This is a genomic window from Enterobacter sp. SORGH_AS_0287 (genome assembly GCF_031453695.1).
Classification (GTDB): domain Bacteria; phylum Pseudomonadota; class Gammaproteobacteria; order Enterobacterales; family Enterobacteriaceae; genus Enterobacter; species Enterobacter ludwigii.
Genome location: NZ_JAVIZW010000001.1, coordinates 4191991 through 4217484 on the forward strand (window position 1 = coordinate 4191991; position 25494 = coordinate 4217484).

A 25494-nucleotide genomic window follows, 5' to 3' on the forward strand; every position below is an offset into this window, starting at 1 on the left:
CTATTTTTGCCGAGTGCGGTAACAGGCGACAACTATGAAAATCGTAATCGCGCCAGATTCCTGGAAAGAAAGCCTTTCTGCCTCCGGGGTTGCTCAGGCGATTGAAAAAGGATTTCGGGAAATTTTCCCCGACGCACTTTATGTTTCGGTGCCGGTTGCCGACGGCGGGGAAGGTACGGTTGACGCGTTGATCGCCGCCACCCAGGGCACAGAACAGCATGCCAGGGTCACGGGCCCGTTGGGTGAACAGGTAAACGCCCGCTGGGGCATGTCCGGCGACGGCCGCACGGCATTTATTGAGATGGCCGCAGCCAGCGGTCTGGCACTGGTCCCGGCCACCCAACGTAACCCGCTCGTCACCACGTCCCGGGGTACCGGGGAGCTTATTCTCAGCGCGCTGGATAAAGGTGCCCGACATCTCATTATCGGCATTGGCGGCAGTGCCACCAACGACGGCGGCGCCGGAATGATGCAGGCGCTGGGGGCCACGCTCCGCGACGCCAACGGCACTGAAATGGGTTATGGCGGCGGCAGCCTGATGGCGCTCAACAGCGTCGATCTCTCCGGCCTCGACGCCAGGCTAAAAGATTGCACAATCCACGTCGCGTGCGACGTCACGAATCCGCTGGTTGGCGAGAGAGGCGCTTCCCGTATCTTTGGCCCGCAAAAAGGGGCGACAGAGGAGATGATCCTCACTCTCGACGCTAACCTCAGCCACTATGCCGATGTGATAAAAAAATCTCTGCGAATTGACGTGAAACAGGTTCCCGGTGCGGGTGCCGCGGGGGGCATGGGGGCGGCCCTGATGGCCTTCCTCGGCGCGGAACTGAAGAGCGGTATTGAGATTGTCACCCAGGCACTTAACCTCGAAGAACATATTCACGACTGCACGCTGGTACTGACGGGCGAAGGGCGCATTGACAGCCAGAGCATTCAGGGCAAAGTGCCCGTCGGTATCGCCCGTATCGCCAAAAAATACCATAAGCCGGTGATCGGCATTGCCGGCAGTCTGACCCGGGATGTGGGGGTCGTGCATCAGTATGGCATCGACGCGGTGTTCAGCGTGCTGAGCCGCGTCGAGTCGCTGGAAGAGGCTTACCGTGGGGCGTTTGACAATATTTACCGCGCCTCGCGCAATATCGCCGCCACTTTGCAGATAGGGATGCACGCCCAAGGGTGACAGCGGGGCACAAACCCTCTATACTGCGCGCCGAAGCTGACCAGACAGTCGCCGCTTCGTCGTCGTCCCCTTTCGGGGGGAGACGGGCGGAGGGGAGGAAAGTCCGGGCTCCATAGGGCAGGGTGCCAGGTAACGCCTGGGGGGGAAACCCACGACCAGTGCAACAGAGAGCAAACCGCCGATGGCCCGCGCAAGCGGGATCAGGTAAGGGTGAAAGGGTGCGGTAAGAGCGCACCGCGCGGCTGGCAACAGTCCGTGGCACGGTAAACTCCACCCGGAGCAAGGCCAAATAGGGGTTCACATGGTACGGCCCGTACTGAACCCGGGTAGGCTGCTTGAGCCAGTGAGCGATTGCTGGCCTAGATGAATGACTGTCCACGACAGAACCCGGCTTATCGGTCAGCTTCAACTCTTACAAAACCCCGCTTCGGCGGGGTTTTTGCTGTCTGCGCTAAACGAGATGAATGACTGTCCACTCCGCTTTCTATGAAAGAACGCGGCTTATCGGTCAGCTTCAACTTTTTACAAAACCCCGCTTCGGCGGGGTTTTTGCTATCTGCGCTAAACGAGATGAATGACTGTCCACTCCGCTTTCTATGAAAGAACGCGGCTTATCGGCCAGCTTCAACTTTTTACACAACCCCGCTTCGGCGGGGTTTTTGCTATCTGCGCTAAACGAGATGAATGACTGTCCACTCCGCTTTCTATGAAAGAACGAGGCTTATCGGCCAGCTTCAACTTTTTATAAAATCCCGCTTCGGCGGGGTTTTTGTTTTTATCGGCCTTGCAAATTGCAAGCAAGTGCCACCCGATGCATCGCTCACACGACATCAATTATCATATTTGCGACATTAAGCACATTTCACTGCTTTCACCCCTTCAGTGTCTTTTTCGCATCTGCTGGCGATCGTAATCACAAAATTTCACGCTAAAAAATCCTGATTATGCAGTATTGTTAATTTGTTATGAATGTTGCTTTTATGATCGTGAATGTTTTCTTATTTGATATATGTATATTGAATTCAAAAACATTTAGCTCATGAATGTGTGATGCATTCCACTGTTTCCCGAAAGTCAGCAAAATCACCCCAGACAAATTTGATAAATTGAAAGAATGTTTTAAACGAATTACGGTTATTTATTAATCTTTAATTGCCTGAAAGATAGTCTTTATCGATTTTTTTAGCGCCGAAAAATTTACCTGTGTTATCGCCATAAAATAAATTTATTACTGCTCTTTTTGTTGATCAATATCAGCGTTATGGCGTATTTATTTTAATGTAACTTATTGATAATAAAGTGTTTTAATGGATTATCGTTATGCTGATTAAGGGTGTGAAAAAGCAAATTGTGAGTAACAGCACATACCCCCGTCAGCCATATTGAGTAGAATCCACCCCGTCATAGGGAAATAAGCGCAGAATATTATGAACACTATTATTCTACCGAAAACACAGCACCTCGTGGTATTTCAGGAAGTCATTAAAAGTGGCTCCATTGGTTCTGCTGCAAGACAACTGGGCCTGACGCAACCTGCCGTCAGCAAAATTATCAGCGATATCGAATCTTACTTTGGCGTTGAAGTCATGGTGCGCAAAAACACCGGCGTTAAACTGACTGCGGCAGGCCAGGTATTACTCTCGTATTCTGAGTCGATCACCCGTGAGATGAAAAACATGGTGAGCGAGATCAACAGCCTCAGTTTCAGTACCGTCATGGATGTCTCCTTTGGTTACCCGTCGCTCATTGGCTTCACCTTCCTGTCCGAAATGATCAAAAAATTCAAGGAAGTGTTCCCGAAAGCGCGCGTCTCGATGTACGAAGCTCAGCTGTCCTCTTTCCTGCCGGCCATTCGCGACGGTCGGCTGGATTTTGCCATCGGCACATTAAGTGATGAAATGCTGCTGCAGGATCTTCATGTCGAGCCGCTGTTTGAGTCTGAGTTTGTCCTGGTAGCCAACAAATCACGAACGTGCACCGGCTCGACTACACTGGCATCACTCACGGATGAACAGTGGGTGATGCCGCAAACCGATATGGGCTACTACAAAGAACTTCTGACCACCCTGCAAGACAATCACATCAGCATTGAAAACATCGTCCAGACCGATTCCGTCGTGACCATTTATAACCTTGTCCTGAATGCCGATTACCTGACGGTTATTCCCCGCGACATGATTGCGCCATTCGGTTCCGACCAGTTTATTGTACTGCCGGTGGAAGATGAATTACCCATAGCGCGTTATGCCGCGGTGTGGTCAAAAAATTACAGAATTAAGAAATCGGCGTCAGTATTAGTCGAACTGGCAAAACAATACGCGTCACTGACCAGTGAAAGACGACGATGATTAAATAACCCTCTGATAACGCGTTAACCTGTTTAAAAACACCCAGAGCTTATTTTATCCGTGCTCTGATACCCTGACTTTGCCTGAAGAAAATGAATTATTATAACGAGGATATTATGCATATTACCTACGATCTCCCGGTGACCATTGAAGATATTCAGGACGCCAGAAAACGACTGGCAGGCAAAATATATAAAACCGGCATGCCGCGCTCAAATTATCTCAGCGAACGCTGTAAAGGTGAGATATTCCTGAAGTTTGAAAATATGCAGCGTACTGGCTCCTTCAAGATCCGCGGTGCGTTTAATAAATTAAGTTCGCTGACCGAAGCTGAAAAACGTAAAGGCGTGGTCGCCTGTTCTGCAGGCAACCACGCGCAGGGCGTGTCGCTCTCCTGTGCAATGCTCGGTATCGACGGCAAAGTGGTCATGCCGATGGGCGCGCCGAAATCTAAAGTCGCCGCCACCCGTGACTACTCGGCTGAAGTGGTGCTGCACGGCGAAAACTTCAACGACACCATCGCCAAAGTCAGCGAAATCGTGGAGCTGGAAGGGCGCATTTTTATCCCGCCGTATGACGATCCGAAAGTGATTGCCGGCCAGGGCACCATTGGCCTGGAAATTCTCGAAGATTTGTATGATGTGGATAACGTGATTGTACCCATCGGCGGTGGCGGTTTAATTGCCGGAATTGCAACGGCCATTAAATCCATCAACCCGACCATTAATATTATCGGCGTGCAGTCTGAAAACGTACATGGAATGGCCGCATCGTATCAGGCAGGAGAAATCATTAACCACCGCGTTACCGGTACACTAGCCGACGGATGTGATGTGTCTCGCCCGGGTAAATTAACCTTCGAGATTGTTCGTGAATTAGTCGATGACATTGTGCTGGTCAGCGAAGACGAAATTCGTAACAGCATGATTGCCCTCATTCAGCGAAATAAAGTGGTTACAGAAGGTGCTGGCGCACTGGCCTGTGCGGCGTTATTAAGCGGCAAGCTTGATCACTATATTCAGGGTCGTAAAACCGTCTGCATTATTTCCGGCGGCAATATCGATCTCTCCCGCGTATCCCAAATTACCGGCTTCGTTGACGCATAAAGGATGACCTATGAGCAACACAGAAAGCATTATCGTTGGCCAGACAAAAACGTCCTCCTGGCGTAAGTCTGATACCACCTGGACGCTTGGCCTGTTTGGAACCGCCATTGGCGCAGGTGTGCTGTTCTTCCCGATTCGCGCAGGATTCGGCGGCTTGATTCCTATCCTGCTGATGCTGGTTCTCGCTTTCCCGATTGCGTTTTATTGCCACCGGGCGCTGGCACGCCTGTGTCTGTCCGGCAGTAACGTGTCTGGCAACATCACCGAAACGGTGGAAGAGCATTTTGGTAAGACCGGTGGGGTGGTGATTACGTTCCTCTACTTCTTCGCCATTTGCCCGCTGCTGTGGATTTACGGCGTCACCATTACGAACACCTTTATGACCTTCTGGGAAAACCAGCTCCAGCTGCCCGCGCTTAACCGCGGCGTGGTGGCGCTGTTCCTGCTGCTGCTGATGGCCTTTGTTATCTGGTTTGGTAAAGACCTGATGGTGAAGGTGATGAGCTTCCTGGTGTTCCCGTTTATCGCCAGCCTGGTGCTGATTTCCCTGTCGCTGATCCCTTACTGGAACTCGTCGGTGATTGACCAGGTCAATCTGAGTGATATTGCGTTTACCGGGCATGACGGCATTCTGGTGACGGTCTGGCTGGGGATCTCCATCATGGTCTTCTCCTTCAACTTCTCGCCTATCGTCTCCTCGTTTGTGGTCTCGAAACGTGAAGAGTATGAACCCGAGTTCGGTAAAGCGTTTACCGAGCAGAAATGTTCCAAAATCATCGGTCGCGCCAGCTTGCTGATGGTCGCGGTGGTGATGTTCTTCGCCTTTAGCTGCCTGTTCACGCTCTCGCCGCAGAACATGGCCGATGCCAAAGCGCAGAATATTCCCGTGCTCTCTTACCTGGCGAACCACTTTGCGACCATGTCAGGCACTAAATCAACGTTTGCCACGGTGCTGGAATACGGTGCCTCCATCATTGCGCTGGTCGCTATCTTCAAATCCTTCTTCGGCCACTATCTGGGCACGCTGGAAGGGCTGAACGGCCTGATCCTGAAGTTCGGTTATAAGGGCGATAAGAAGAAAGTCTCCGTAGGCAAACTGAACACCATCAGCATGGTATTCATCATGGGGTCGACCTGGGTCGTTGCCTATGCCAACCCGAACATTCTCGACCTTATCGAAGCCATGGGGGCGCCAATCATCGCCTCTCTGCTGTGCCTGTTGCCGATGTATGCCATTCGTAAAGCGCCGGCAATGGCGAAATATAAGGGCAGACCCGAGAACATCTTCGTCACGGTTGTGGGCCTGCTGACCATCCTGAACATCGTCTACAAACTGTTCTAAACCCTGGCTCAGGAAGAGCGGAGTAACACCATGATTGAGTTTCCGGTTGTATTGGTTATTAACTGCGGATCGTCCTCTGTTAAGTTTTCAGTACTCGATGCCAGCAGCTGTGATGCCCTGATGACGGGCATTGCAGACGGGATTAACACTGAAAAAGCCTTTATTTCCGTGAACGGGGGTGAGCCAGCCAGACTGGCTCACCATGACTACGAAGGGGCGCTGGCAGCCATCGCCCTGGAGCTGGAGAAGCGTGACCTGATGAGCAGCGTGGTCCTGATTGGCCATCGTATTGCGCACGGCGGCGACCTCTTCAGCGAGTCGACCCTTATCACGGAACAGGTTATTGAGCAGATCCGTCAGGTTTCCTCGCTGGCACCGCTGCATAACTACGCCAACTTAAGCGGCGTCGAGGCAGCCGAACGCCTGTTTCCGGGCATACAGCAGGTGGCGGTGTTTGACACCAGCTTCCACCAGACGCTGGCCCCGCAGGCCTATCTGTACGGGCTGCCGTACCGCTATTTTGAAGAGCTTGGCGTGCGGCGCTATGGCTTCCACGGGACGTCCCACCGCTACGTTGCCGGGCAGGCGCATGCCCTGCTCGGGATTTCGCCTGAGGACAGCGGGCTGGTGATTGCCCATCTCGGCAACGGGGCATCCATCTGCGCGGTACGCAATGGTGAGAGCGTGGATACCTCCATGGGCATGACGCCGCTGGAAGGGCTGATCATGGGAACCCGCTGTGGCGACGTTGATTTCGGCGCCATGGCCTGGATAGCCCAACAGACCGGACAGTCATTTGAGGATCTGGAACGCGTCGTCAATAAAGAGTCCGGCCTGCTGGGGATCTCGGGAATATCCTCCGATCTGCGAGCCCTCGAAAAGGCCTGGCATGAGGGACATCAGCGGGCACAGCTGGCGATCCAGACCTTTGTTCACCGTATCGCACGGCATATTGCCGGGCACGCGGCGTCGTTACACCGCCTGGACGGTGTGGTGTTCACCGGCGGGATTGGTGAGAACTCCAGACTGATCCGCACCCTGGTGGCGGAACACCTGGCCGTCTTTGGCATCACCCTCGATGAAGCCAAAAATGCCCTGCCGGGCAGCGCAGGTGAGCGTGTGATCACCACCGATTCGTCCCGCGTGGCCTGCGCGGTGATCCCAACCAACGAAGAAAAAATGATCGCGCTGGATGCCCTCCGTCTTGGGAAGGTCATTCCGGCTGCGGCTTATGCCTGACAGAGCGAGAAATTCATGAAAGTAGCAATCGATACGCGCGTTGCCCCTTACAGCGACGCATGGGCCGGGTTTCGCGGTGAAGAATGGAAAGACACCGTCAACGTGCGCGATTTTATTCAGCATAACTATACCCCTTATGAAGGCGACGAAACTTTCCTCGCGCAGGCGACGCCAGCAACGACGGCGCTCTGGGAGAAGGTAATGGTGGGCATTCGTCAGGAGAATGCCACCCATGCGCCGGTGGATTTTGACACCAACATTGCCACCACCATCACGGCCCACGGACCGGGCTATATTGACCAGCAGCTGGAGACGATCGTCGGCCTGCAAACCGATAAGCCGCTCAAACGTGCGCTGCATCCGTACGGCGGGATCAATATGATCCGCAGTTCATTCGAAGCCTATGGCCGCGAGATGGATCCGCAGTTCGAATATCTCTTTACCGAACTGCGCAAAACCCATAATCAGGGGGTCTTTGACGTTTACTCCCCCGAGATGATGCGCTGTCGTAAATCAGGCGTGCTGACCGGGCTACCGGACGGCTACGGACGCGGGCGCATCATCGGTGATTACCGTCGCGTGGCGCTGTACGGCATCCGCTATCTGGTGCACGAGCGTGAGCGCCAGTTCGCGGATCTGCAGGGCAAACTCGAACGGGGTGAAGATCTGGAGGCGACGATCCGCCTGCGTGAAGAGCTGGCGGAACACAAACGCGCACTGCTGCAGATCCAGCAGATGGCAGCGAACTATGGCTTCGATATTTCTCGCCCGGCGATGAATGCGCAGGAAGCGGTACAGTGGGTTTACTTTGCCTATCTGGCCGCGGTGAAATCCCAGAACGGCGGGGCGATGTCGCTGGGACGCACGGCCTCGTTCCTGGATATTTATCTCGAGCGCGATATGCAGGCGGGTCGCCTGAGTGAGATCCAGGCGCAGGAACTGATCGATCATTTCATCATGAAGATCCGCATGGTGCGCTTCCTGCGTACTCCGGAGTTCGACACGCTCTTCTCCGGCGATCCTGTCTGGGCCACCGAAGTGATTGGCGGAATGGGGCTGGATGGCCGCACGCTGGTCACCAAAAACAGCTTCCGTTACCTGCATACCCTGCACACGATGGGACCCGCACCGGAGCCAAACCTGACGATCCTGTGGTCCGAACAACTGCCCGTCGCATTCAAGAAGTACGCTGCACAGATGTCGATCGACACCTCGTCGCTGCAGTATGAGAACGACGACCTGATGCGCGTGGATTTCAACAGCGACGACTACGCCATTGCCTGCTGCGTCAGCCCGATGGTGATCGGCAAGCAAATGCAGTTCTTTGGCGCCCGTGCTAACCTGGTGAAAACGCTGCTGTATGCGATCAACGGCGGGATGGATGAGAAGCTGAAGATCCAGGTCGGGCCGAAAACCGCGCCGCTGTTGGATGAGGTGCTGGATTACGACACCGTGATGGCGAGTCTGGATCACTTTATGGACTGGCTGGCGGTGCAGTACATTAGCGCGCTGAATCTCATTCATTACATGCACGATAAGTACAGCTACGAAGCCTCACTGATGGCGCTGCACGACCGGGACGTTTATCGCACCATGGCCTGCGGTATCGCCGGGCTGTCGGTGGCGGCGGACTCGCTGTCCGCCATCAAATATGCCACGGTAAAACCCGTACGCGACCATACCGGCCTGGCGGTCGATTTTGTGATTGAAGGGGACTACCCGCAGTACGGTAACAATGATGACCGCGTGGACAGCATTGCCTGTGACCTGGTGGAACGCTTTATGAAGAAAATTCAGGCGCTGCCGACCTACCGCAACGCGGTGCCGACCCAGTCGATCCTGACCATTACGTCGAATGTGGTCTACGGCCAGAAGACCGGCAATACGCCGGACGGACGCCGCGGCGGTACGCCATTCGCACCGGGCGCGAACCCGATGCACGGACGAGACAGGAAAGGGGCGGTGGCCTCGTTAACCTCCGTCGCTAAGCTGCCGTTTACCTATGCGAAAGACGGGATCTCTTACACCTTCTCCATCGTGCCTCAGGCGCTGGGCAAGGATGAGAGGGTGCGCAAAACCAACCTTGTAGGGCTGCTGGACGGGTATTTCCACCACGAAGCGGCCATTGAGGGGGGACAGCACCTCAACGTTAACGTCATGAACCGGGAGATGCTGATGGAGGCGATTGAGCACCCGGAGAACTATCCCAACCTGACCATTCGTGTCTCAGGGTATGCGGTGCGCTTTAATGCGCTGACGCGCGAGCAGCAGCAGGACGTGATCTCAAGGACGTTTACCCAGGCACTGTGATCGTCGTCTGAAACAGGCCCCCTTTGGTTAAGGGGGCTTTTTTGTCCGCGGAACATACAAAAATGTTTATATAATTACTCACACATCTTCATCCGCTTCTGAAAAACAATGCGCCTGCTTTTTCCCTGAAACAGTATGTAAGGACAGTAAGATGATGAAAATGACCCGTATCACCCTGGTTGCTGCCTCGCTGGTGGCGTGCAGTTTTGCCGCACAGGCCGCTGACGTTGAAGCTGCCCCCTCTCCGGCGCAGGATCCGCTAGTGCAACACCTCAAGCTGAGCAACGATCAGATTAAGAAGATCGACGCGCTGCACCAGACGCTGGAACAAAATGTCAGCAAGATCCCGATGACCGGCGTGAAAGACGGTGCGCTGATCGAGATGTTCCAGACCGGGAAATGGGATGAAAGCACGGTGAAAAACCAGCTTGCCGCGTTCAGTAAAATTGAAGAGCAGACCCGCTATTACCGCGTCAAATACTACTTTGATGTCAGCCAGGTTCTGACAGCGGAGCAGCGTAAACAGGTGAAAACCGATATGGCGAACGCGCTGGCTAACTGATGACACACCCGCGCATGTCGCGGGTTTTTTATTTCTTGATCGGCGTCACTTTTAGAAAATCACCTCCATTATTCCTCATCTAAGAGTATTTTTTTCTCTCGCTTGCGAAAAGCCTTATAAATATTGTGACTTTTTTCTCCCGCTCTCCACGTATGATTTGTCCATTCCAATAACACACACCTGCAGCAGTCTGGCTCATTATCGCTGGTGGTCAGAATCCCATAAAAACAACTGGTTACCCTACAAAATAAGCGAGTGCCTTATGGATACGGCAACAAACAGCAGTGTGATTGTGAACGATTCACCCGCGGCAAAGCGGGCAGGGATGAGTGAAAGCGAGTGGCAGGAGGCCATTAAATTCGACAGCACCGATACGGGCTGGGTCATCATGAGTATCGGAATGGCCATCGGCGCGGGGATTGTTTTTCTCCCGGTACAGGTGGGGCTGATGGGACTGTGGGTGTTTCTGCTTTCGTCAGTGATTGGCTATCCGGCCATGTACCTGTTTCAGCGGCTGTTTATTAACACGCTGGCAGAATCGCCGGAGTGCAAAGATTATCCGAGCGTCATCAGCGGCTACCTCGGTAAGAACTGGGGCATCTTATTAGGTGCGCTCTATTTCGTGATGCTGGTTATCTGGATGTTCGTCTACTCCACCGCCATCACCAACGACAGCGCTTCCTATTTACACACCTTCGGCGTGACGGAGGGGCTGCTCTCTGAAAATCCGTTCTACGGTCTGTTCCTGATCTGCATCCTGGTGGCGATCTCCTCCCGTGGCGAGAAACTGCTGTTTAAAGTCTCCAGCCTGATGGTGCTGACCAAGTTATTTGTGGTGGCGGCGCTCGGGTTGTCGATGATTGGCCTCTGGCATTTAGCCAACGTGGGCATGCTGCCACCCGTGGGGCTACTCATTAAAAACGCGATTATCACGTTGCCGTTTACCTTAACGTCGATTCTGTTTATTCAGACATTAAGCCCGATGGTGATCTCCTATCGTTCACGCGAAAAATCGGTTGAAGTGGCGCGCCATAAAGCGCTGCGGGCGATGAACATCGCCTTCGCGATCCTCTTCGTGACGGTCTTTTTCTACGCGGTCTCGTTCACCCTGGCAATGGGGCATGATGAGGCGGTCAAAGCCTACGAACAGAATATTTCCGCACTGGCAATTGCCGCGCAGTTTATCAGTGGCGACGGTGCCGGCTGGGTCAAAATTGTCAGCGTTATCCTGAATATTTTTGCCGTCATGACCGCGTTCTTCGGCGTGTACCTGGGCTTTCGTGAAGCGACGCAGGGCATTGTGATGAACATTCTGCGCCGCAAAATGCCGGCAGAGAAAATCAACGAAAACACCGTACAGCGCGGCATCATGCTGTTTGCCATTCTGCTGGCATGGAGCGCGATTGTGTTAAACGCGCCGGTACTGAGCTTCACCTCTATTTGCAGCCCCATCTTCGGCATGGTGGGGTGTTTGATTCCGGCGTGGCTGGTCTACAAAGTGCCGGCGCTGCACAAATATAAAGGCGTGTCGCTAGTGATCATTATCATCACCGGTCTGCTGCTGTGTGTTTCTCCTTTCCTCGCGTTTTCTTAAGGGCAAACAAGGTCGTAACGATGTCAGAGCAAACTCAATCTTTATGGAATCAATTTATTCGGGCGGTGCAGGAGGAAGTTAAACCTGCACTGGGGTGTACCGAGCCGATCTCTCTGGCGCTGGCTTGTGCGATGGCCGCGGAGCTTCTGCCGGGTGACGTCACACAGATTGAGGCGTGGGTTTCACCGAATCTGATGAAAAATGGCCTTGGCGTGACGGTACCTGGCACCGGGATGGTCGGGTTGCCGATTGCGGCGGCACTGGGGGCCATTGGCGGCAACGCGCACGCCGGACTGGAGGTACTGAAAGATGCCACTGCCGATGCGCTGGTGCGTGCCAAAGCGCTGCTGGACGCCGGCCAGGTGCAGGTCAAGCTGCAGGAGCCGTGCGATGACATCCTCTACTCCCGCGCCTGCGTTCACGCCGGACAGGCCTCGGCGATGGTGACCATCGCCGGTGGGCATACGCGGGTGGTGGAGATTGTCTGTCAGGGCGAAACCCGCTTTACGCTTGATTCTCAACCCGACGAGAGGAATGACGACCCGCTGGCGGTACTTTCAAACGCCACGCTGTCGCAGATCCTTGAGTTTGTGGAGCAGGTGCCGTTTGACGCGATCCGCTTTATCCTGGCTGCCGGACAATTAAATGATGCGCTCTCCCGTGAAGGTTTAAGCGGAAAATGGGGGCTGCACATTGGCGCGACGCTCAATAAGCAGCGCGCTCGCGGATGGATAGCGCAGGATCTGGGCTCGGATATTGTCATTCGCACCAGCGCGGCCTCGGACGCCCGAATGGGCGGGGCGACGCTGCCGGCAATGAGCAATTCCGGATCGGGCAACCAGGGGATCACGGCCACCATGCCGGTTGTGGTGGTGGCGGAGCATGTCCAGGCGGATGATGAACGCCTTGCCCGGGCGCTGATGCTTTCACATCTTTCGGCTATTTATATCCACGCCCAGCTTCCGCGCCTGTCGGCGCTGTGTGCGGCTACCACGGCGGCGATGGGGGCGGCAGCAGGCATGGCCTGGCTGATGGGCGGAAGCTATCAGACGCTCTCAATGGCAATCAGCAGCATGATTGGCGATGTCAGCGGGATGATCTGCGATGGCGCGTCCAACAGCTGTGCCATGAAGGTCTCAACCAGCGTCGGCAGTGCCTGGAAAGCGGTGATGATGGCGCTGGATGATTCGGCTGTAACGGGCAATGAAGGGATTGTGGCGCACGATGTGGAGCAGTCGATCGCGAACCTGTGTTCGCTGGCGTGCCGCGCCATGCAGGCGACGGACCGGCAGATTATTGAGATTATGGCACGTAAAGTGTAACGGTTTCCTCTCTCCCCGCCGGGGAGAGAGGAGCATCGGGTGTTAAACCGGTAAATCAATTAACAGCGCGCGCAGCGGCGAATCAGCAACCAGCGTGATATTCGCTTCGTCGCGAATAAACGCCCCGTCACCGCAGGTGAGCGCTTCTTTCTCTTCCGTATGCGTCACCGCATGCACCGTACCGTGAATCGATTGCAGATAGGCGCGCGGACCATGAAGCTGGAAGCTCGCCTGTTCCCCTTTCTTCAGTTCGATATGGTGCAGCCACACCTGCTGGCGCAACTGCAGGCTGCCTTGACTGCCGTCCGGGGAGGCTATCAGCTGCTGCCTGTCGCCCGTCAAATCTAACTTCTGTACCAGCGGGTTTTCCCGCTCAGGGCAGGCATCCAGCCACAGCTGCATACGGGTCAGCGTTTTATCTTTGCTGAGGTTATGCTCGCTGTAACTGATGCCCGGCTGCGTGGAGATTAATAATGCTTCGCCGGCCTTCGCCTGGACATGATTGCCCTCGCTGTCGCGGTATTCTGCTTCGCCTTCCAGGATCAGGTTCAGGATATCGACTTTCGGGTACGTACGCGGCTGGAAGGACGCGCCTGGGGCGAGCACTTCCTGATTCAATACGCGCAATGAAGCGTAACCGAGCAGTTTAGGGTCAAAGTAGTGTCCAAAGGAAAAGGTGTAGCGGGCCTGCAGCCAACCGAAATCGGCTTGTCCGCACTGTTTAGCTGTTCTTGTCGTAATCATAAACTTGACCTCTCTTTACACTAAACAATGGTAAAGGTATGGACGCTTCATTGTTAGCCAGATATTCTGCCCGGTATGTTCAAATTTCCTGAATGAGAACGAGATGGCTAAAGAGAGAGCATTGACGCTTGAGGCGCTTCGCGTCATGGACGCAATTGATCGGCGTGGCAGTTTTGCCGCGGCGGCAGATGAACTGGGGCGCGTTCCGTCTGCGCTCAGCTATACCATGCAGAAGCTGGAGGAAGAGCTGGACGTGGTGCTCTTTGACCGCTCCGGTCATCGAACAAAATTCACTAACGTCGGACGGATGCTGCTGGAGCGTGGTCGCGTCCTGCTGGAAGCGGCGGACAAGCTGACGACGGACGCCGAAGCGCTGGCGCGCGGCTGGGAAACCCATCTGACGCTGGTGACGGAAGCGCTGGTGCCCACCGAGGCGCTGTTCCCGCTGGTGAACCGGCTGGCCGATAAAGCAAATACCCAGTTATCGATCATCACCGAGGTGCTGGCCGGGGCCTGGGAGCGACTGGAGACGGGCAGGGCGGATATCGTCATTGCCCCGGATATGCACTTCCGTTCCTCATCTGAAATCAATTCCCGCAAGCTCTACAGCGTGATGAACGTCTATGTCGCCGCACCCGATCACCCGATTCACCAGGAGCCGGAGCCGCTCTCGGAAGTGACGCGGGTGAAATACCGCGGGGTCGCGGTCGCAGATACCGCCCGCGAGCGTCCGGTGTTAACGGTGCAGTTGCTGGATAAACAACCGCGTCTGACCGTCACGTCGCTTGAAGACAAACGTCAGGCGTTGCTGGCGGGCCTGGGCGTGGCAACGATGCCGTATCCGTTTGTCGAAAAAGATATTGCAGAAGGGCGGCTACGCGTGGTCAGCCCGGAGTACACCAGCGAAGTGGACATCATTATGGCGTGGCGGCGCGACAGCATGGGTGAGGCCAAATCGTGGTGCCTGCGCGAAATACCCAAGCTCTTTGCCCATCACAACAAATAAAAAATCGAGCCCGGTACGCGAAACGCCACCGGGCTTTGTTTTATGCGTTGAGTTTTGGATCGGGCCCGAAGCGGTTTTCGCCCGGCGTGCCGGCCTGACAGTTGAAGACCAGAATGACCAGCCAGCCCACAATCGGGATCAGCAGCAGCAGTAACCACCAGGCTGAACGATCGGTATCGTGTAGCCGTCGGAACAGCACGGCCCATGAGGGAAGCAGGACCAGCAGGCCGTAAATCGTGGTGAGAACACCTTCACCGCCGGCTCGTTCCCAGCCAAGAATTTTATCGATAATGCCCAGCACCATGATGAGGATGAAGTTCACCAGAACGAACATCCAGTACTCTTTACGGCGAGCGCGGCCACCAAATCCAATGTAGTTGCGCAGTACTTTTAAATACCAGTCCATTTTCCTTGCCTCATTAGTCAGTCAATCACTTGTTTTTTAAGCGATCGAGGTAAGGATAGATGGAGATTGTGAATTAAAAAAGGGCATCAATTGATGCCCTTGATATTTATCCGAAACGCACGTCGCGACCGTGCGGTTCATCCAGGTCCTGCCACGGACCCACCGAGATAATACCCGTCGGGTTGATGGTCTTATGGCTGCGGAAATAGTGGGTGCGGATATGGTTGAAATCGACCGTTTCAGCAATGCCCGGCATCTGATAAATATCGCGCAGGAAACCGTACAGGTTCAGGTAATCGCTGATGCGGTGTTTATCACACTTGAAGTGGGTAACATACACTGGATCAAAGCGAACCAGCGTTGTCCACAGACGAATGTCTGCTTCCGTCAGGCGGTCGCCCGTCAGGTAGCGATGCTGGCCGAGGATCTGCTCAAGACGCTCCAGCGATTCAAATACTTTTCCCACCGCGTCGTCATACGCTTCCTGGCTGGTGGCAAAGCCGGCCTTGTAGACACCGTTATTCACGTTGTCGTAAATCCAGCTGTTCAGCTCATCAATCTTATCGCGCAGCTCAACCGGATAGTAATCCCCGGCGCGGGCCCCGTGGGCATCAAACGCGGTGTTGAACATGCGGATGATCTCTGCGGACTCATTGCTGACAATGGTCTGGTTTTTCTTGTCCCACAGCACGGGTACGGTCACGCGTCCGGTGTAGTGCGGATCGGCGCGCAGATAGAGCTGATAGAGAAAATCGTGGTGGTAGAGGTCATCACCGGTGGCGGCCGGGAAATCACTGTCAAACGTCCAGCCGTTTTCCAGCATCAGGGGGTTGACCACCGAAACCGGAATTAAGGATTCGAGTCCTTTCAGCTTGCGCACAATCAGCGTGCGGTGCGCCCACGGGCAGGCCAGAGAAACATAGAGATGATAACGGTCTTTCTCAGCCGCAAAGCCGCCTTCGCCGCTTGGGCCCGGTGCGCCATCGGCGGTTAGCCAGTTACGGAAGGCCGAAACAGAGCGCTTGAAGCGTCCCCCGGTGGATTTGGTGTCATACCAGACATCCTGCCAGACGCCGTCTACGAGTTGTCCCATTTTTTTCTCCTCCGTCAATAAGCAAAAGCGAGGAGATATCTCCTCGCTTTGTGTTCATTCAGTATAGCGTGCTTACCACTTCTTATTCAGAACGCGGTCGATGCTGTATGCGCCTGGGCCAGTGATGGCCAGCAGCAGGAAGCCACCCGCGATGGTCAGGTTTTTCATGAACATCAGAGAGTTCACGCCTTCCGCAAAGTTACTGTGGAAGATGAACGCCGTCAGCAGGGTGAAGCCTGCGGTAAACAGTGCCGTGGTGCGGGTCAGGAAGCCGAACAGAACCGCCAGGCCGCCGCCGAACTCAAGGAGAATAGTCAGTGGCAGCAGGAACCCGGGAACACCCATGGCTTCCATGTATTGCTGCGTGCCCGCATAACCGGTGATTTTGCCCCAGCCTGCGGTGATAAACAGAACCGGCATCAGAATACGCGCTACCAGAACACCAACATCTTCTAATTTTTTCATTTTACTCTCCAGGAAACCACATCAGCGGCTGAACTTTATTTGTGTGCAAATTCGGGTAGATACCGCGTCTTTGCTGTCGATGGAGAGGAGTGTAAACGGGGCAGATGGGAATTGTTAGCAAGGAAAACTGTCAATCTTCTTCAAAGATATTGAGTAACGGGGAAGGGGGAAAGTGTGCCGGGTAAGCGAAACGCTACCCGGCATAAGAACTAACGCAGCTGTTGTTGACGAATCGTCGCTTTCACCAGACGCCAGGCGCTCCAGGCACCAAAGCCGCGGCGGGCCCAGCGGATCAGCATATTTGGATGACGAACCGTCCAGATAGCCATCACGCTGCTTCCGACCAGCGCCCATGAGCGCAGGCTCAGGAAGGTATTCCAGCCCCGGTCAAAACGACGCGTCGCGTCAACCCAGTCGCGACGACTGGCAGACAAATCCAGCCGTTGCTGCTGGATCTGACTGAGCAGGAATGCTTTTCGCTTCTGACGTTCGGCTTTATCGCTCACGGCTTGTCATCCTCCAGCAGGGCGCGATCGTTGGCCAGTTCCTGGCGCGTATGGCGCAGGAAAGTGGATTTGCGTGCTTTACGCATCGTCCATATGCCGCCAATCAGTGCCGCAACCAGCAGAACAACGGTGGTGGCAATCATCGCGTTGAGTCGATATTGCGGGTCAATGGCCCAGATGATTAACACCATCAGGCTCATCAGACCAAACGCGGCGAAGAGCATGGTAAGCCCGAGCATCAGCAGCATCTGGAAAAGGTTCGCTTTCTCCTCTTCCAGTTCAACCACTGCCAGTCGGACGCGCGTTTCGGCAATCCCGACCAGCGTCGTCAGAATACGCTGGCCGATGCCGAGGACGTTATTAGCAGGCCCTTGTGCGTGACGAGGATCTTCCATATTAACGACGCGTCAGGAGGACACCCAGTACCACACCTACCGCGGCACCAATCCCTACACCCGTCCACGGATTATCGCGAACATATTCGTCCGCGCGAGCTGCCGCTTCGCGGGTCTGTTTCGCCAGTGCATCACCGGTTTCACCCAGGCGATAACGGCTCTCTTTCAGCGCCTGCTCAGCTTTGCTGCGCAGTTTGCTGACCTCTTCTTTTGACTTATCTGCAGAGGAGTTCAGCACCTCTTCCAGGGTATCGGCCAGGGATTTCAGTTCAGCGCGCAGATTTTCAGACGTCGTATCTTTTGACATGATTCTCTCCTGTTGAGATTTCCGTTAACTCAATAATCGCGAGCTTCCAGCGCTTTCAGGTCGTCCTGCGCTTCTTTCAACTTCTTCTCGCGCTTAGCAATTTTTTCCGCATCCCCTTTCTCTTTCGCTTCCTGCAGGTCGTGACGGCGCTCGGCTATCTCGTCCTTCTGTTCAGCGATTTTTTTCTGGTGATCGGCACGTAGCTTGCTGTCAGAACAGTTCGCTTTCACTTCGCTCAGCGCTTTTTTGAGACCCTCAACACGATGCTGATTGTTATGCTTTTCGGCATAACTGATCTCACGCTGAATATCCTGTTCTTTCTCCTGACAGAGAGAGTTGGCGAAGGACGCTGTGCTTAAAGAAAAAAGGGCCAGAGCCAGAGTAATGCGGAATTTCATTATCGAAACCTTCCATTGTGTTGCGGCGTGAGCCGCTATCCAGAGTCAAGCGGAGTACATACATGGGGTGCTCCGCGTACTTAAGCATAGTAAGTAAACGGGGGATTCACCAAAGTGAGTGAAAAGATTCGGAATCCTGGTAATTATCCAAATCTATGCGACGAATCGCGAATCAGTGACAGCCAGGCTGCAGGCTGGTTGTCATCTTCCTGCTGGGCAATGATATAACCGTGCGGCAGCGTACGGTCGAGCACCACTTTCGCGGCGGCACTCTGCGCGCGGGAATCAAACTTAATCAGTAAAACATCGTCCTGCGGGGTGATGCTCTTAAAGCGGATGCCGTTGGCATCAAGATGATGCCACACCGAAAAACCGTCAGGCACGCTGACACCCTGACTCACCGGGCGAATTGCCAGCGTCGATTCCTGATGCGAAAGCGTCGTCCAGGCCAGGAACATGAGGCTGAGCAACCCCAGGGCAATCATGGCCACGGCAAAACGGCGCACGGCAAGCGGTGAGATAACCATCGTTAACCTCTGGCTCCGTATTTCTTCTTCCACAGCACCACCAGCGAACCGACCAGACCAAAGACCAGCAGAACCACCGGTAACAGCATCAGGCAGGACATGAGCTGATCTTCATATTTCATGAAGACCGGCGTTTTGCCCAGCGCATAGCCCAGCGTGGTCAGGATCAGAACCCACAGCAGGCCACTCATCCAGTTGAAGAACTGGAAGCGGGTGCTGCTTAATCCGGAAAGACCCGCAATGGTAGGCAGCAGGGTGCGTACAAAGGCGATAAAGCGGCCGATCAGGAGCGCGGAAAGCCCGTGCTTATGGAAAAGATGGTGCGCCCGCTGGTGATAATGCGCAGGAAGGTGGGAGAGCCAGTTCTGCACCAGACGCGTATTGCCCAGCCATCGCCCCTGGATATAGCTCACCCAGCAGCCAAGGCTGGCGGCGATGGTCAGTAATAAAATGGTTTGCGGAAAGGCCATTGCCCCTTTGGCACACAGCACGCCGACGAGCACCAGTAAGCTGTCGCCAGGTAAAAAGGCGGCAGGCAGTAAACCGTTCTCAAGGAACAGAATCATAAATAAGACGAAGTAGAGCATGCCAATCATGGAAGGGTTGGCCAGCGTTTCAAAATCCTGCGCCCAGAGGGCATGCAGTAGTTGGGTCAAAAGTTCCATTCAGTGTTCCTGGAAATCGGTTAACGTCACGCCTGTTATCCGGGACAAACAGCACGGCGACATTGTTGTGATTTCATTATGGTCGCTCGCGGACACATTGAGGTGTGGCCAACACTGTTCCCTGTTAATTGGCTGGTTAGCAAGCACTAACTTACAAAATAACGAATTGAATCCAATTGTAACAAAGCCCAAGGTTCTGCGTCACAGAATTTGCAGGGGTGTGATGATTTTGGCGTAAGCCATGGAGGGGAGCGAGGGGATTTACAAAGGCTGACACTATATATGTTTTGCTTACCCACCTCTGCCAGAAGGCGCAGCGAAGCGCCTGCCAGAGAAAAGGTAAACTATTTTGCCGCACTGGCTGCCGTATCGAGATGAACGACAGGATTATCGGCAAAAAGATAGCGGTCAGCGTTAAATTCGAAGTCATCGCTGGTTTCATTGAACAGCATCTGCTTGGTGTTTTCCAGGTGCTGCCACATCGCCAGTTTTGCCGCATGGGGATCTTTGCGAATCAGCGCTTTAAGGATCTGATCGTGATCGTCGCACCAGTTATCCACGGTGCGGGAATCGATGTGATCGTGCAGTTTTTTCCAGTACGGGTTGTGAACGCGCTGAGTCCACATTTTTTCCACGATTGCCGCCAGCGCCGTGTTTTGCGTTGCCAGCGCGACCTGAACGTGGAACTGCAGGTCCCACTCTGAATCACGGAAACATTTTTCCTTGCGCGCGTTTTCCTGGATTTCCATCAGCTTCATGATGTCCTGCTTGGTCACCTGAGTCGCTGCAAATTCCGCAATATTGCTTTCGATAAGCTGGCGCGCCTGGAGCAGTTCAAACGGACCGTAGCTGGCGAATTCGAGACTTTCGTCGGCGACCGGGGAGTGTTTCGGCTGATTAGAAATCACGTGAATGCCGGAGCCTTTGCGAACTTCAACGTAGCCTTCCACTTCCAGCATGATAATCGCTTCACGCACCACGGTGCGGCTTACGCTTTTTTCATCAGCGATAAAGCGCTCAGCGGGGAGTTTATCACCGACAAGGTAGACACCTTGCTCGATGCGATCTTTCAGCTCGGCAGCAAGTTGTTGATATAAACGACGTGGTTCGGTGATTTCCATATGCGCTCCAGGCAGGGTACGGCGGATTATTTGTTATACCACTTTTGCGTGCCAGTCTCCAGATTTTGCCATGAAAAAAGCCGCCCGGAGGCGGCTTCTGTGACAGCAGGAGGGGCGCTAACTTTGCGTTGCCGGTCCCCCCAGGGACTCTTTTAGCACCTCTTCTGCCGACTTACTTTTCAGCACCGTCCAGATAACCACTGCACCCATCAGGTCGAAGATAGCCAGTACGGCAAACAGCGGGCTGAAGCCGATAGTGTCCGCCAGCGCACCCACCACCAGAGCAAACAGGGTGCTTGCTGTCCAGGCAGCCATACCGGTCAGGCCGTTAGCGGTAGCCACTTCGTTACGCCCGAAGACGTCAGAAGAGAGCGTAATCAGCGCACCGGACAGTGACTGGTGAGCAAAACCACCGACGCACAGCAGGGCGATTGCCACATACGGGCTGGTGAAGAGGCCGATCATGCCCGGGCCAATCATCAGCACTGCGCCCATCGTCACGACCATTTTACGGGAAACGATCAGGTTCACGCCAAACCAGCGCTGGAACAGCGGTGGCAGATAACCGCCAACGATACAGCCGAGATCGGCAAACAGCATTGGCATCCACGCGAACATCGCAATCTCTTTCAGGTTAAAGCCATAGACCTTAAACATGAACAGCGGGATCCAGGCGTTGAAGGTCCCCCAGGCGGGTTCGGCGAGGAAGCGCGGCAGGGCGATACCCCAGAACTGACGGGTACCCAGAATCTGCCAGACCGTCATTTTTTTGCCGTTGTTGGTCTGATGCTGAGCTTCCTGACCCCCAATGATGTATTCGCGTTCGTCTTCAGACAGTTTTTTCTGATCGCGCGGGTGTTTATAGAAAATCAGCCACGCCATGGCCCACGCAAAGCTCAGTACACCAGAGATAATGAACGCCATCTGCCAGCTGTGCATCACGATAGCCCACACCACCAGCGGTGGTGCAATCATCGCACCGATGGAAGAACCGACGTTGAAATAGCCGACGGCAATAGAACGCTCTTTCGCCGGGAACCACTCAGAGCTGGCTTTCAGCCCGGCCGGGATCATTGCCGCTTCCGCCGCACCTACCGCACCACGTGCCAGCGCCAGACCGCCCCAGCTGCCCGCCAGCGCCGTGGCGCCGCAGAAAATAGCCCAGGCGATGGCGAAGAAGGCGTAGCCGATTTTGGTCCCGAGAATATCCAGAACATAGCCTGCAACAGGCTGCATGATGGTGTAAGCCGCGGAATAAGCAGCAATGATGTAGGAATATTGCTGAGTGGAGATATGCAGCTCTTCCATCAACGTCGGGGCTGCGGCTGCCACGGTGTTACGTGTCAGGTAGCCCAGCACGGTGCCTAACGTCACCAGTGCGATCATATACCAACGTAACCCTTTAATTTTACGCATCTAAAACCTCATCGTTATGTTAATTCCGTGCCTTGCACGGCAACCTCTCGACCGTGTCCGGGAGCGGTTGTGTAACGGGAGGGGCATAACCGGGAGATGTCCCGGAACGGCCCGAACCTTGCCATAAGTAAGCGTGCATAAGTCGGTATCCGTACCGTTAAAACCGATGTTTTCACACCGGGAATGCATTCCGTCGGCTTAGTGTTTGCGACGGCGAAAAGATAACTTGTCATACAACTTTAAAAGGTGAGTGACATCACAAATGCATGATTATTTGTAGGGACATTATGTGTTACGGATAAAGCCAGTTCTGGCGTGGCCTGGCGAAGGGTTTACCTCATTTGAGGTAATTAATTTGTCTGCGTTTATTGATCTAACTCACGAAAAAATGTTCTGTCTCTGGAAATTGGTGTGATAACTTTGCAGCATCTGAGCATAAGCTTTCTGACGCTCTCGTTACGAGGAAGACGATAATGACACCGTTTATGACCGAAGATTTTCTGTTAGATACCGAATTTGCTCGCCGCCTGTACCACGACTACGCCAAAGACCAGCCAATTTTCGACTACCATTGCCATTTACCGCCGCAGCAGGTTGCCGAAAATTACCGTTTCAAAAACCTGTATGACATCTGGCTGAAAGGTGACCACTACAAATGGCGTGCGATGCGTACCAACGGCGTGGCTGAGCGCCTGTGTACCGGTGATGCAAGCGACCGCGAGAAGTTTGACGCCTGGGCGGCGACCGTTCCGCACACCATCGGCAACCCGTTATATCACTGGACGCACCTTGAGCTGCGCCGTCCGTTCGGCATCACCGGAAAGCTGCTCTCCCCGGCTACCGCCGATGAAATCTGGGATCGGTGCAATGAATTACTGGCGCAGGATACCTTCTCCGCCCGCGGCATCATGAAGCAGATGAACGTGAAGATGGTGGGGACCACTGACGATCCGATTGACTCCCTGGAACATCACGCGGTGGTCGCCCGCGATACCTCGTTTGATATTAAAGTGCTGCCAAGCTGGCGTCCGGATAAAGCCTTTAATATCGAACAGGCAACGTTCAATGATTACATGGCGAAGCTGGCGGAAGTGTCTGACACCGACATTCGTCGTTTTGCAGACCTGCAGAGCGCGCTGACCAAACGTCTGGACCACTTCGCGGCACACGGCTGTAAAGTCTCTGACCACGCGCTGGATGTGGTGATGTTTGCGGAATCGAACGAAGCCGAAATTGATAGCATTCTGGCACGTCGCCTGTCCGGTGAATCCCTGAGCGAGCACGAAGTGGCACAGTTCAAAACGGCGGTGCTGGTCTTCCTCGGTGCGGAATATGCTCGTCGCGGTTGGGTGCAGCAATACCACATTGGTGCCCTGCGCAATAACAACCAGCGTCAGTTTAAACTGCTGGGCGCGGACGTGGGCTTCGACTCCATCAACGATCGCCCGCTTGCGGAAGAACTTTCTAAGCTGCTGAGCAAACAGAACGAGCAAAATCTGCTGCCAAAAACCATCCTCTACTGCCTGAACCCGCGCGATAACGAAGTGCTGGGTACCATGATCGGTAACTTCCAGGGTGAAGGTATGCCAGGCAAGATGCAGTTCGGTTCCGGCTGGTGGTTCAATGACCAGAAAGACGGGATGGAGCGTCAAATGACGCAGCTGGCACAGCTGGGTCTGTTAAGCCGCTTTGTGGGCATGCTGACCGACAGCCGTAGCTTCCTTTCTTACACGCGCCACGAATATTTCCGCCGCATTCTGTGCCAGATGATTGGCCGCTGGGTGACCGCGGGTGAGGCCCCTGCCGATATTCAGCTGCTGGGCGAAATGGTGAGAAACATCTGCTTTAACAATGCGCGCGACTACTTCGCCATTGAACTGAACTAAGGCCGTTTGAGGTTGATATGCAATACATCAAAATCCATTCGCTGGATAACGTTGCCGTCGCGCTGGCGGATCTGGCCGAAGGTGAAGTTGTCACCGTTGATAACCAGACGATAACCCTGCGTCAGGCGGTGACTCGCGGGCATAAGTTTGCCGTGAAGCCGATCGCCCAAGGAGACAACGTTGTTAAATACGGTCTCCCGATTGGTCATGCGCTGGCGGATATTGCGCCGGGTGAGCATATTCATTCCCACAACACCCGCACCAATCTGAGCGATCTGGACGAGTACAGCTATCAACCTGATTTAGCGGCAGAAGAAGCGCAGGCGGCGGATCGCGAGGTACAGATCTACCGCCGGGCGAACGGTGAGGTGGGGATCCGCAACGAGCTGTGGATCCTTCCCACCGTCGGCTGCGTGAATGGGATCGCGCGTCAAATCCAGACACGTTTCCTGAAAGAGACCCACGACGCCGAAGGTACGGACGGTGTGCACCTGTTCAGCCACACCTACGGCTGTTCTCAGCTTGGCGACGACCACATCAACACCCGCACCATGCTGCAAAACATGGTCCGCCACCCGAACGCGGGCGCGGTGCTGGTGATTGGCCTGGGCTGCGAGAACAATCAGGTGGATGCGTTTCGCGACACGCTGGGTGAGTTTGACCCCGAGCGCGTGCACTTTATGGTGTGTCAGCACCAGGATGATGAAGTGGAAGCGGGCATTGAGCACCTTCACCAGCTGTATGAGGTGATGCGTCACGACAGGCGTGAGCCGGGCAAGCTGAGTGAGCTGAAGTTTGGCCTGGAGTGCGGCGGGTCTGATGGCCTGTCCGGGATCACCGCGAATCCGATGCTGGGCCGCTTCTCAGATTATGTGATCGCCAACGGCGGTACGACGGTGCTGACAGAAGTGCCGGAAATGTTCGGCGCTGAACGTATTCTGATGAGCCACTGTCGCGACGAAGAGACGTTTGAGAAGACCGTCACGATGGTGAACGACTTCAAACAGTACTTTATCGCCCACAACCAGCCGATTTATGAAAACCCGTCTCCGGGTAACAAAGCGGGCGGGATCACCACGCTTGAAGAGAAGTCTCTCGGTTGCACGCAAAAAGCGGGTGCCAGCCCGGTGGTTGATGTCCTGCGCTACGGTGAACGTCTGAAAACGCACGGTCTGAATTTGCTCAGCGCACCGGGTAACGATGCGGTTGCGACCAGCGCGCTGGCCGGCGCCGGCTGTCACATGGTGCTGTTCAGCACCGGGCGCGGGACACCGTACGGTGGCTTTGTGCCGACGGTCAAAATCGCGACCAACAGCGAGCTGGCAGCGAAGAAAAAACACTGGATCGACTTTGATGCAGGCCAGTTAATCCACGGCAAAGGGATGCCGCAGTTGCTGACGGAATTCGTGGATACCATTGTGGAGTTTGCCAATGGCAGACAGACCTGTAACGAGAAGAATGACTTCCGCGAACTGGCGATCTTCAAGAGTGGCGTGACGCTGTAAGTGTGGTGCGGGTGATGCCCTCACCCCTGTGGAGAGGGTCAAATACTAAAA

Annotated in this window: 24 protein-coding genes and 1 other RNA gene; 13 read left to right on the forward strand and 12 right to left on the reverse strand. The window is 54.5% G+C overall.

Translation table 11 applies throughout. The annotated features are described in order from the left end of the window. Positions 1 to 34: 34 nt before the first annotated feature. From garK to QE396_RS20015, 10 genes are all read left to right on the forward strand, one after another. Complete coding sequence (garK, locus tag QE396_RS19970) at positions 35 to 1180, forward strand: glycerate 2-kinase (protein WP_020883566.1); 1146 nt, start codon at positions 35 to 37, stop codon at positions 1178 to 1180. Between the two features lie 32 nt (positions 1181 to 1212). Next, an RNA gene (rnpB, locus tag QE396_RS19975) (RNase P RNA component class A) lies at positions 1213 to 1591 on the forward strand. Between the two features lie 1016 nt (positions 1592 to 2607). Continuing rightward, complete coding sequence (gene tdcA / locus QE396_RS19980) at positions 2608 to 3528, forward strand: transcriptional regulator TdcA (protein WP_014171743.1); 921 nt, start codon at positions 2608 to 2610, stop codon at positions 3526 to 3528. Positions 3529 to 3644: 116 nt separating this feature from the next. Next, on the forward strand, positions 3645 to 4634 hold the full coding sequence (tdcB, locus tag QE396_RS19985) for a bifunctional threonine ammonia-lyase/L-serine ammonia-lyase TdcB (protein ID WP_020883567.1): 990 nt from the start codon (positions 3645 to 3647) through the stop codon (positions 4632 to 4634). A gap of 10 nt (positions 4635 to 4644) precedes the next feature. Then, positions 4645 to 5976, forward strand: a complete 1332-nt coding sequence (gene tdcC, locus QE396_RS19990) for a threonine/serine transporter TdcC (protein WP_014171741.1) — start codon at positions 4645 to 4647, stop codon at positions 5974 to 5976. A 30-nt stretch (positions 5977 to 6006) separates the two neighbouring features. Then, positions 6007 to 7215 carry a propionate kinase gene (tdcD, locus tag QE396_RS19995; RefSeq protein ID WP_020883568.1) on the forward strand — a complete coding sequence of 403 codons (1209 nt, stop codon included), beginning with the start codon at positions 6007 to 6009 and terminating at the stop codon, positions 7213 to 7215. A gap of 15 nt (positions 7216 to 7230) precedes the next feature. After that, the gene (pflB, locus tag QE396_RS20000) at positions 7231 to 9525 is read left to right on the forward strand and encodes a formate C-acetyltransferase (protein WP_020883569.1); all 2295 of its coding nucleotides are present in this window, start codon (positions 7231 to 7233) and stop codon (positions 9523 to 9525) included. A gap of 151 nt (positions 9526 to 9676) precedes the next feature. Beyond that, on the forward strand, positions 9677 to 10087 hold the full coding sequence (locus QE396_RS20005; RefSeq protein ID WP_014171738.1) for a Spy/CpxP family protein refolding chaperone: 411 nt from the start codon (positions 9677 to 9679) through the stop codon (positions 10085 to 10087). A gap of 262 nt (positions 10088 to 10349) precedes the next feature. Continuing rightward, the gene (locus QE396_RS20010) at positions 10350 to 11681 is read left to right on the forward strand and encodes an amino acid permease (RefSeq protein ID WP_025202948.1); all 1332 of its coding nucleotides are present in this window, start codon (positions 10350 to 10352) and stop codon (positions 11679 to 11681) included. 20 nt (positions 11682 to 11701) lie between these two features. Further along, positions 11702 to 13003: a serine dehydratase subunit alpha family protein gene (locus QE396_RS20015; protein WP_020883571.1), complete on the forward strand. Its 1302-nt coding sequence runs from the start codon at positions 11702 to 11704 to the stop codon at positions 13001 to 13003. 42 nt (positions 13004 to 13045) lie between these two features. Here the strand turns inward: QE396_RS20015 and QE396_RS20020 are convergent, their stop codons facing one another. Then, positions 13046 to 13747, reverse strand: coding sequence for a pirin family protein (locus QE396_RS20020; protein ID WP_014171735.1), 702 nt, complete (start codon positions 13745 to 13747; stop codon positions 13046 to 13048). 103 nt (positions 13748 to 13850) lie between these two features. On the opposite strand from QE396_RS20020, the gene QE396_RS20025 reads away from it, so the two are divergent. Further along, the gene (locus QE396_RS20025; protein ID WP_014171734.1) at positions 13851 to 14753 is read left to right on the forward strand and encodes a LysR family transcriptional regulator; all 903 of its coding nucleotides are present in this window, start codon (positions 13851 to 13853) and stop codon (positions 14751 to 14753) included. Positions 14754 to 14793: 40 nt separating this feature from the next. On the opposite strand, the gene QE396_RS20030 is transcribed toward QE396_RS20025, so the two are convergent. The 11 genes from QE396_RS20030 to QE396_RS20080 all read right to left on the reverse strand — a co-directional run bounded on the left by QE396_RS20030 (position 14794) and on the right by QE396_RS20080 (position 22052). After that, positions 14794 to 15159, reverse strand: coding sequence for a DUF805 domain-containing protein (locus QE396_RS20030; RefSeq protein WP_014171733.1), 366 nt, complete (start codon positions 15157 to 15159; stop codon positions 14794 to 14796). Between the two features lie 106 nt (positions 15160 to 15265). Continuing rightward, on the reverse strand, positions 15266 to 16252 hold the full coding sequence (locus QE396_RS20035) for a glutathione S-transferase family protein (RefSeq protein WP_020883573.1): 987 nt from the start codon (positions 16250 to 16252) through the stop codon (positions 15266 to 15268). 72 nt (positions 16253 to 16324) lie between these two features. Next, positions 16325 to 16717 carry a DoxX family protein gene (locus tag QE396_RS20040; RefSeq protein ID WP_006178691.1) on the reverse strand — a complete coding sequence of 131 codons (393 nt, stop codon included), beginning with the start codon at positions 16715 to 16717 and terminating at the stop codon, positions 16325 to 16327. A gap of 209 nt (positions 16718 to 16926) precedes the next feature. Then, positions 16927 to 17223 carry a YqjK-like family protein gene (locus QE396_RS20045; RefSeq protein ID WP_020883574.1) on the reverse strand — a complete coding sequence of 99 codons (297 nt, stop codon included), beginning with the start codon at positions 17221 to 17223 and terminating at the stop codon, positions 16927 to 16929. Continuing rightward, positions 17220 to 17618, reverse strand: coding sequence for a phage holin family protein (locus QE396_RS20050; protein ID WP_013098867.1), 399 nt, complete (start codon positions 17616 to 17618; stop codon positions 17220 to 17222). Before QE396_RS20050 ends, QE396_RS20045 begins: the two co-directional genes overlap by 4 nt. 1 nt (position 17619) lies before the next feature. Next, positions 17620 to 17925, reverse strand: a complete 306-nt coding sequence (locus QE396_RS20055) for a YqjD family protein (RefSeq protein ID WP_003862645.1) — start codon at positions 17923 to 17925, stop codon at positions 17620 to 17622. Between the two features lie 29 nt (positions 17926 to 17954). Further along, the gene (locus tag QE396_RS20060) at positions 17955 to 18323 is read right to left on the reverse strand and encodes a DUF1090 domain-containing protein (RefSeq protein ID WP_014171729.1); all 369 of its coding nucleotides are present in this window, start codon (positions 18321 to 18323) and stop codon (positions 17955 to 17957) included. A gap of 143 nt (positions 18324 to 18466) precedes the next feature. Next, on the reverse strand, positions 18467 to 18850 hold the full coding sequence (mzrA, locus tag QE396_RS20065) for an EnvZ/OmpR regulon moderator MzrA (protein WP_020883575.1): 384 nt from the start codon (positions 18848 to 18850) through the stop codon (positions 18467 to 18469). Between the two features lie 2 nt (positions 18851 to 18852). Next, a complete protein-coding gene (gene yqjA / locus QE396_RS20070; protein ID WP_014171727.1) occupies positions 18853 to 19515 on the reverse strand; it encodes a DedA family general envelope maintenance protein YqjA in 663 nt (220 codons plus the stop codon). Positions 19516 to 19859: 344 nt separating this feature from the next. After that, positions 19860 to 20636 (reverse strand): transcriptional regulator ExuR, encoded by a 777-nt coding sequence (exuR, locus tag QE396_RS20075; RefSeq protein WP_014171726.1) that lies wholly within the window; start codon positions 20634 to 20636, stop codon positions 19860 to 19862. 117 nt (positions 20637 to 20753) lie between these two features. Continuing rightward, on the reverse strand, positions 20754 to 22052 hold the full coding sequence (locus QE396_RS20080) for an MFS transporter (protein ID WP_014171725.1): 1299 nt from the start codon (positions 22050 to 22052) through the stop codon (positions 20754 to 20756). 473 nt (positions 22053 to 22525) lie between these two features. Between QE396_RS20080 and uxaC the strand changes: the two genes are divergently transcribed. Together uxaC and QE396_RS20090 are read left to right on the forward strand one after the other, a co-directional pair. Continuing rightward, the gene (gene uxaC / locus QE396_RS20085; RefSeq protein ID WP_309952236.1) at positions 22526 to 23938 is read left to right on the forward strand and encodes a glucuronate isomerase; all 1413 of its coding nucleotides are present in this window, start codon (positions 22526 to 22528) and stop codon (positions 23936 to 23938) included. 17 nt (positions 23939 to 23955) lie between these two features. Next, positions 23956 to 25443, forward strand: coding sequence for a UxaA family hydrolase (locus QE396_RS20090; RefSeq protein ID WP_049023340.1), 1488 nt, complete (start codon positions 23956 to 23958; stop codon positions 25441 to 25443). Positions 25444 to 25494 lie beyond the last annotated feature (51 nt).

Bases quoted from the DNA above. Each gene is read 5' to 3' on its own strand.
- tdcC (WP_014171741.1), top strand. From the start codon at position 4,645: ATGAGCAACACAGAAAGCATTATCGTTGGCCAGACAAAAACGTCCTCC.
- QE396_RS20055 (WP_003862645.1), bottom strand. From the start codon at position 17,925: ATGTCAAAAGATACGACGTCTGAAAATCTGCGCGCTGAACTGAAATCC.
- tdcB (WP_020883567.1), top strand. From the start codon at position 3,645: ATGCATATTACCTACGATCTCCCGGTGACCATTGAAGATATTCAGGAC.
- QE396_RS20015 (WP_020883571.1), top strand. From the start codon at position 11,702: ATGTCAGAGCAAACTCAATCTTTATGGAATCAATTTATTCGGGCGGTG.
- QE396_RS20035 (WP_020883573.1), bottom strand. From the start codon at position 16,252: ATGGGACAACTCGTAGACGGCGTCTGGCAGGATGTCTGGTATGACACC.
- QE396_RS20080 (WP_014171725.1), bottom strand. From the start codon at position 22,052: ATGCGTAAAATTAAAGGGTTACGTTGGTATATGATCGCACTGGTGACG.
- mzrA (WP_020883575.1), bottom strand. From the start codon at position 18,850: ATGGTTATCTCACCGCTTGCCGTGCGCCGTTTTGCCGTGGCCATGATT.
- garK (WP_020883566.1), top strand. From the start codon at position 35: ATGAAAATCGTAATCGCGCCAGATTCCTGGAAAGAAAGCCTTTCTGCC.
- exuR (WP_014171726.1), bottom strand. From the start codon at position 20,636: ATGGAAATCACCGAACCACGTCGTTTATATCAACAACTTGCTGCCGAG.
- QE396_RS20060 (WP_014171729.1), bottom strand. From the start codon at position 18,323: ATGAAATTCCGCATTACTCTGGCTCTGGCCCTTTTTTCTTTAAGCACA.
- yqjA (WP_014171727.1), bottom strand. From the start codon at position 19,515: ATGGAACTTTTGACCCAACTACTGCATGCCCTCTGGGCGCAGGATTTT.
- QE396_RS20040 (WP_006178691.1), bottom strand. From the start codon at position 16,717: ATGAAAAAATTAGAAGATGTTGGTGTTCTGGTAGCGCGTATTCTGATG.
- uxaC (WP_309952236.1), top strand. From the start codon at position 22,526: ATGACACCGTTTATGACCGAAGATTTTCTGTTAGATACCGAATTTGCT.
- QE396_RS20050 (WP_013098867.1), bottom strand. From the start codon at position 17,618: ATGGAAGATCCTCGTCACGCACAAGGGCCTGCTAATAACGTCCTCGGC.
- pflB (WP_020883569.1), top strand. From the start codon at position 7,231: ATGAAAGTAGCAATCGATACGCGCGTTGCCCCTTACAGCGACGCATGG.
- QE396_RS20020 (WP_014171735.1), bottom strand. From the start codon at position 13,747: ATGATTACGACAAGAACAGCTAAACAGTGCGGACAAGCCGATTTCGGT.
- QE396_RS20025 (WP_014171734.1), top strand. From the start codon at position 13,851: ATGGCTAAAGAGAGAGCATTGACGCTTGAGGCGCTTCGCGTCATGGAC.
- QE396_RS20030 (WP_014171733.1), bottom strand. From the start codon at position 15,159: ATGGACTGGTATTTAAAAGTACTGCGCAACTACATTGGATTTGGTGGC.
- tdcD (WP_020883568.1), top strand. From the start codon at position 6,007: ATGATTGAGTTTCCGGTTGTATTGGTTATTAACTGCGGATCGTCCTCT.
- QE396_RS20090 (WP_049023340.1), top strand. From the start codon at position 23,956: ATGCAATACATCAAAATCCATTCGCTGGATAACGTTGCCGTCGCGCTG.
- tdcA (WP_014171743.1), top strand. From the start codon at position 2,608: ATGAACACTATTATTCTACCGAAAACACAGCACCTCGTGGTATTTCAG.
- QE396_RS20010 (WP_025202948.1), top strand. From the start codon at position 10,350: ATGGATACGGCAACAAACAGCAGTGTGATTGTGAACGATTCACCCGCG.
- QE396_RS20005 (WP_014171738.1), top strand. From the start codon at position 9,677: ATGATGAAAATGACCCGTATCACCCTGGTTGCTGCCTCGCTGGTGGCG.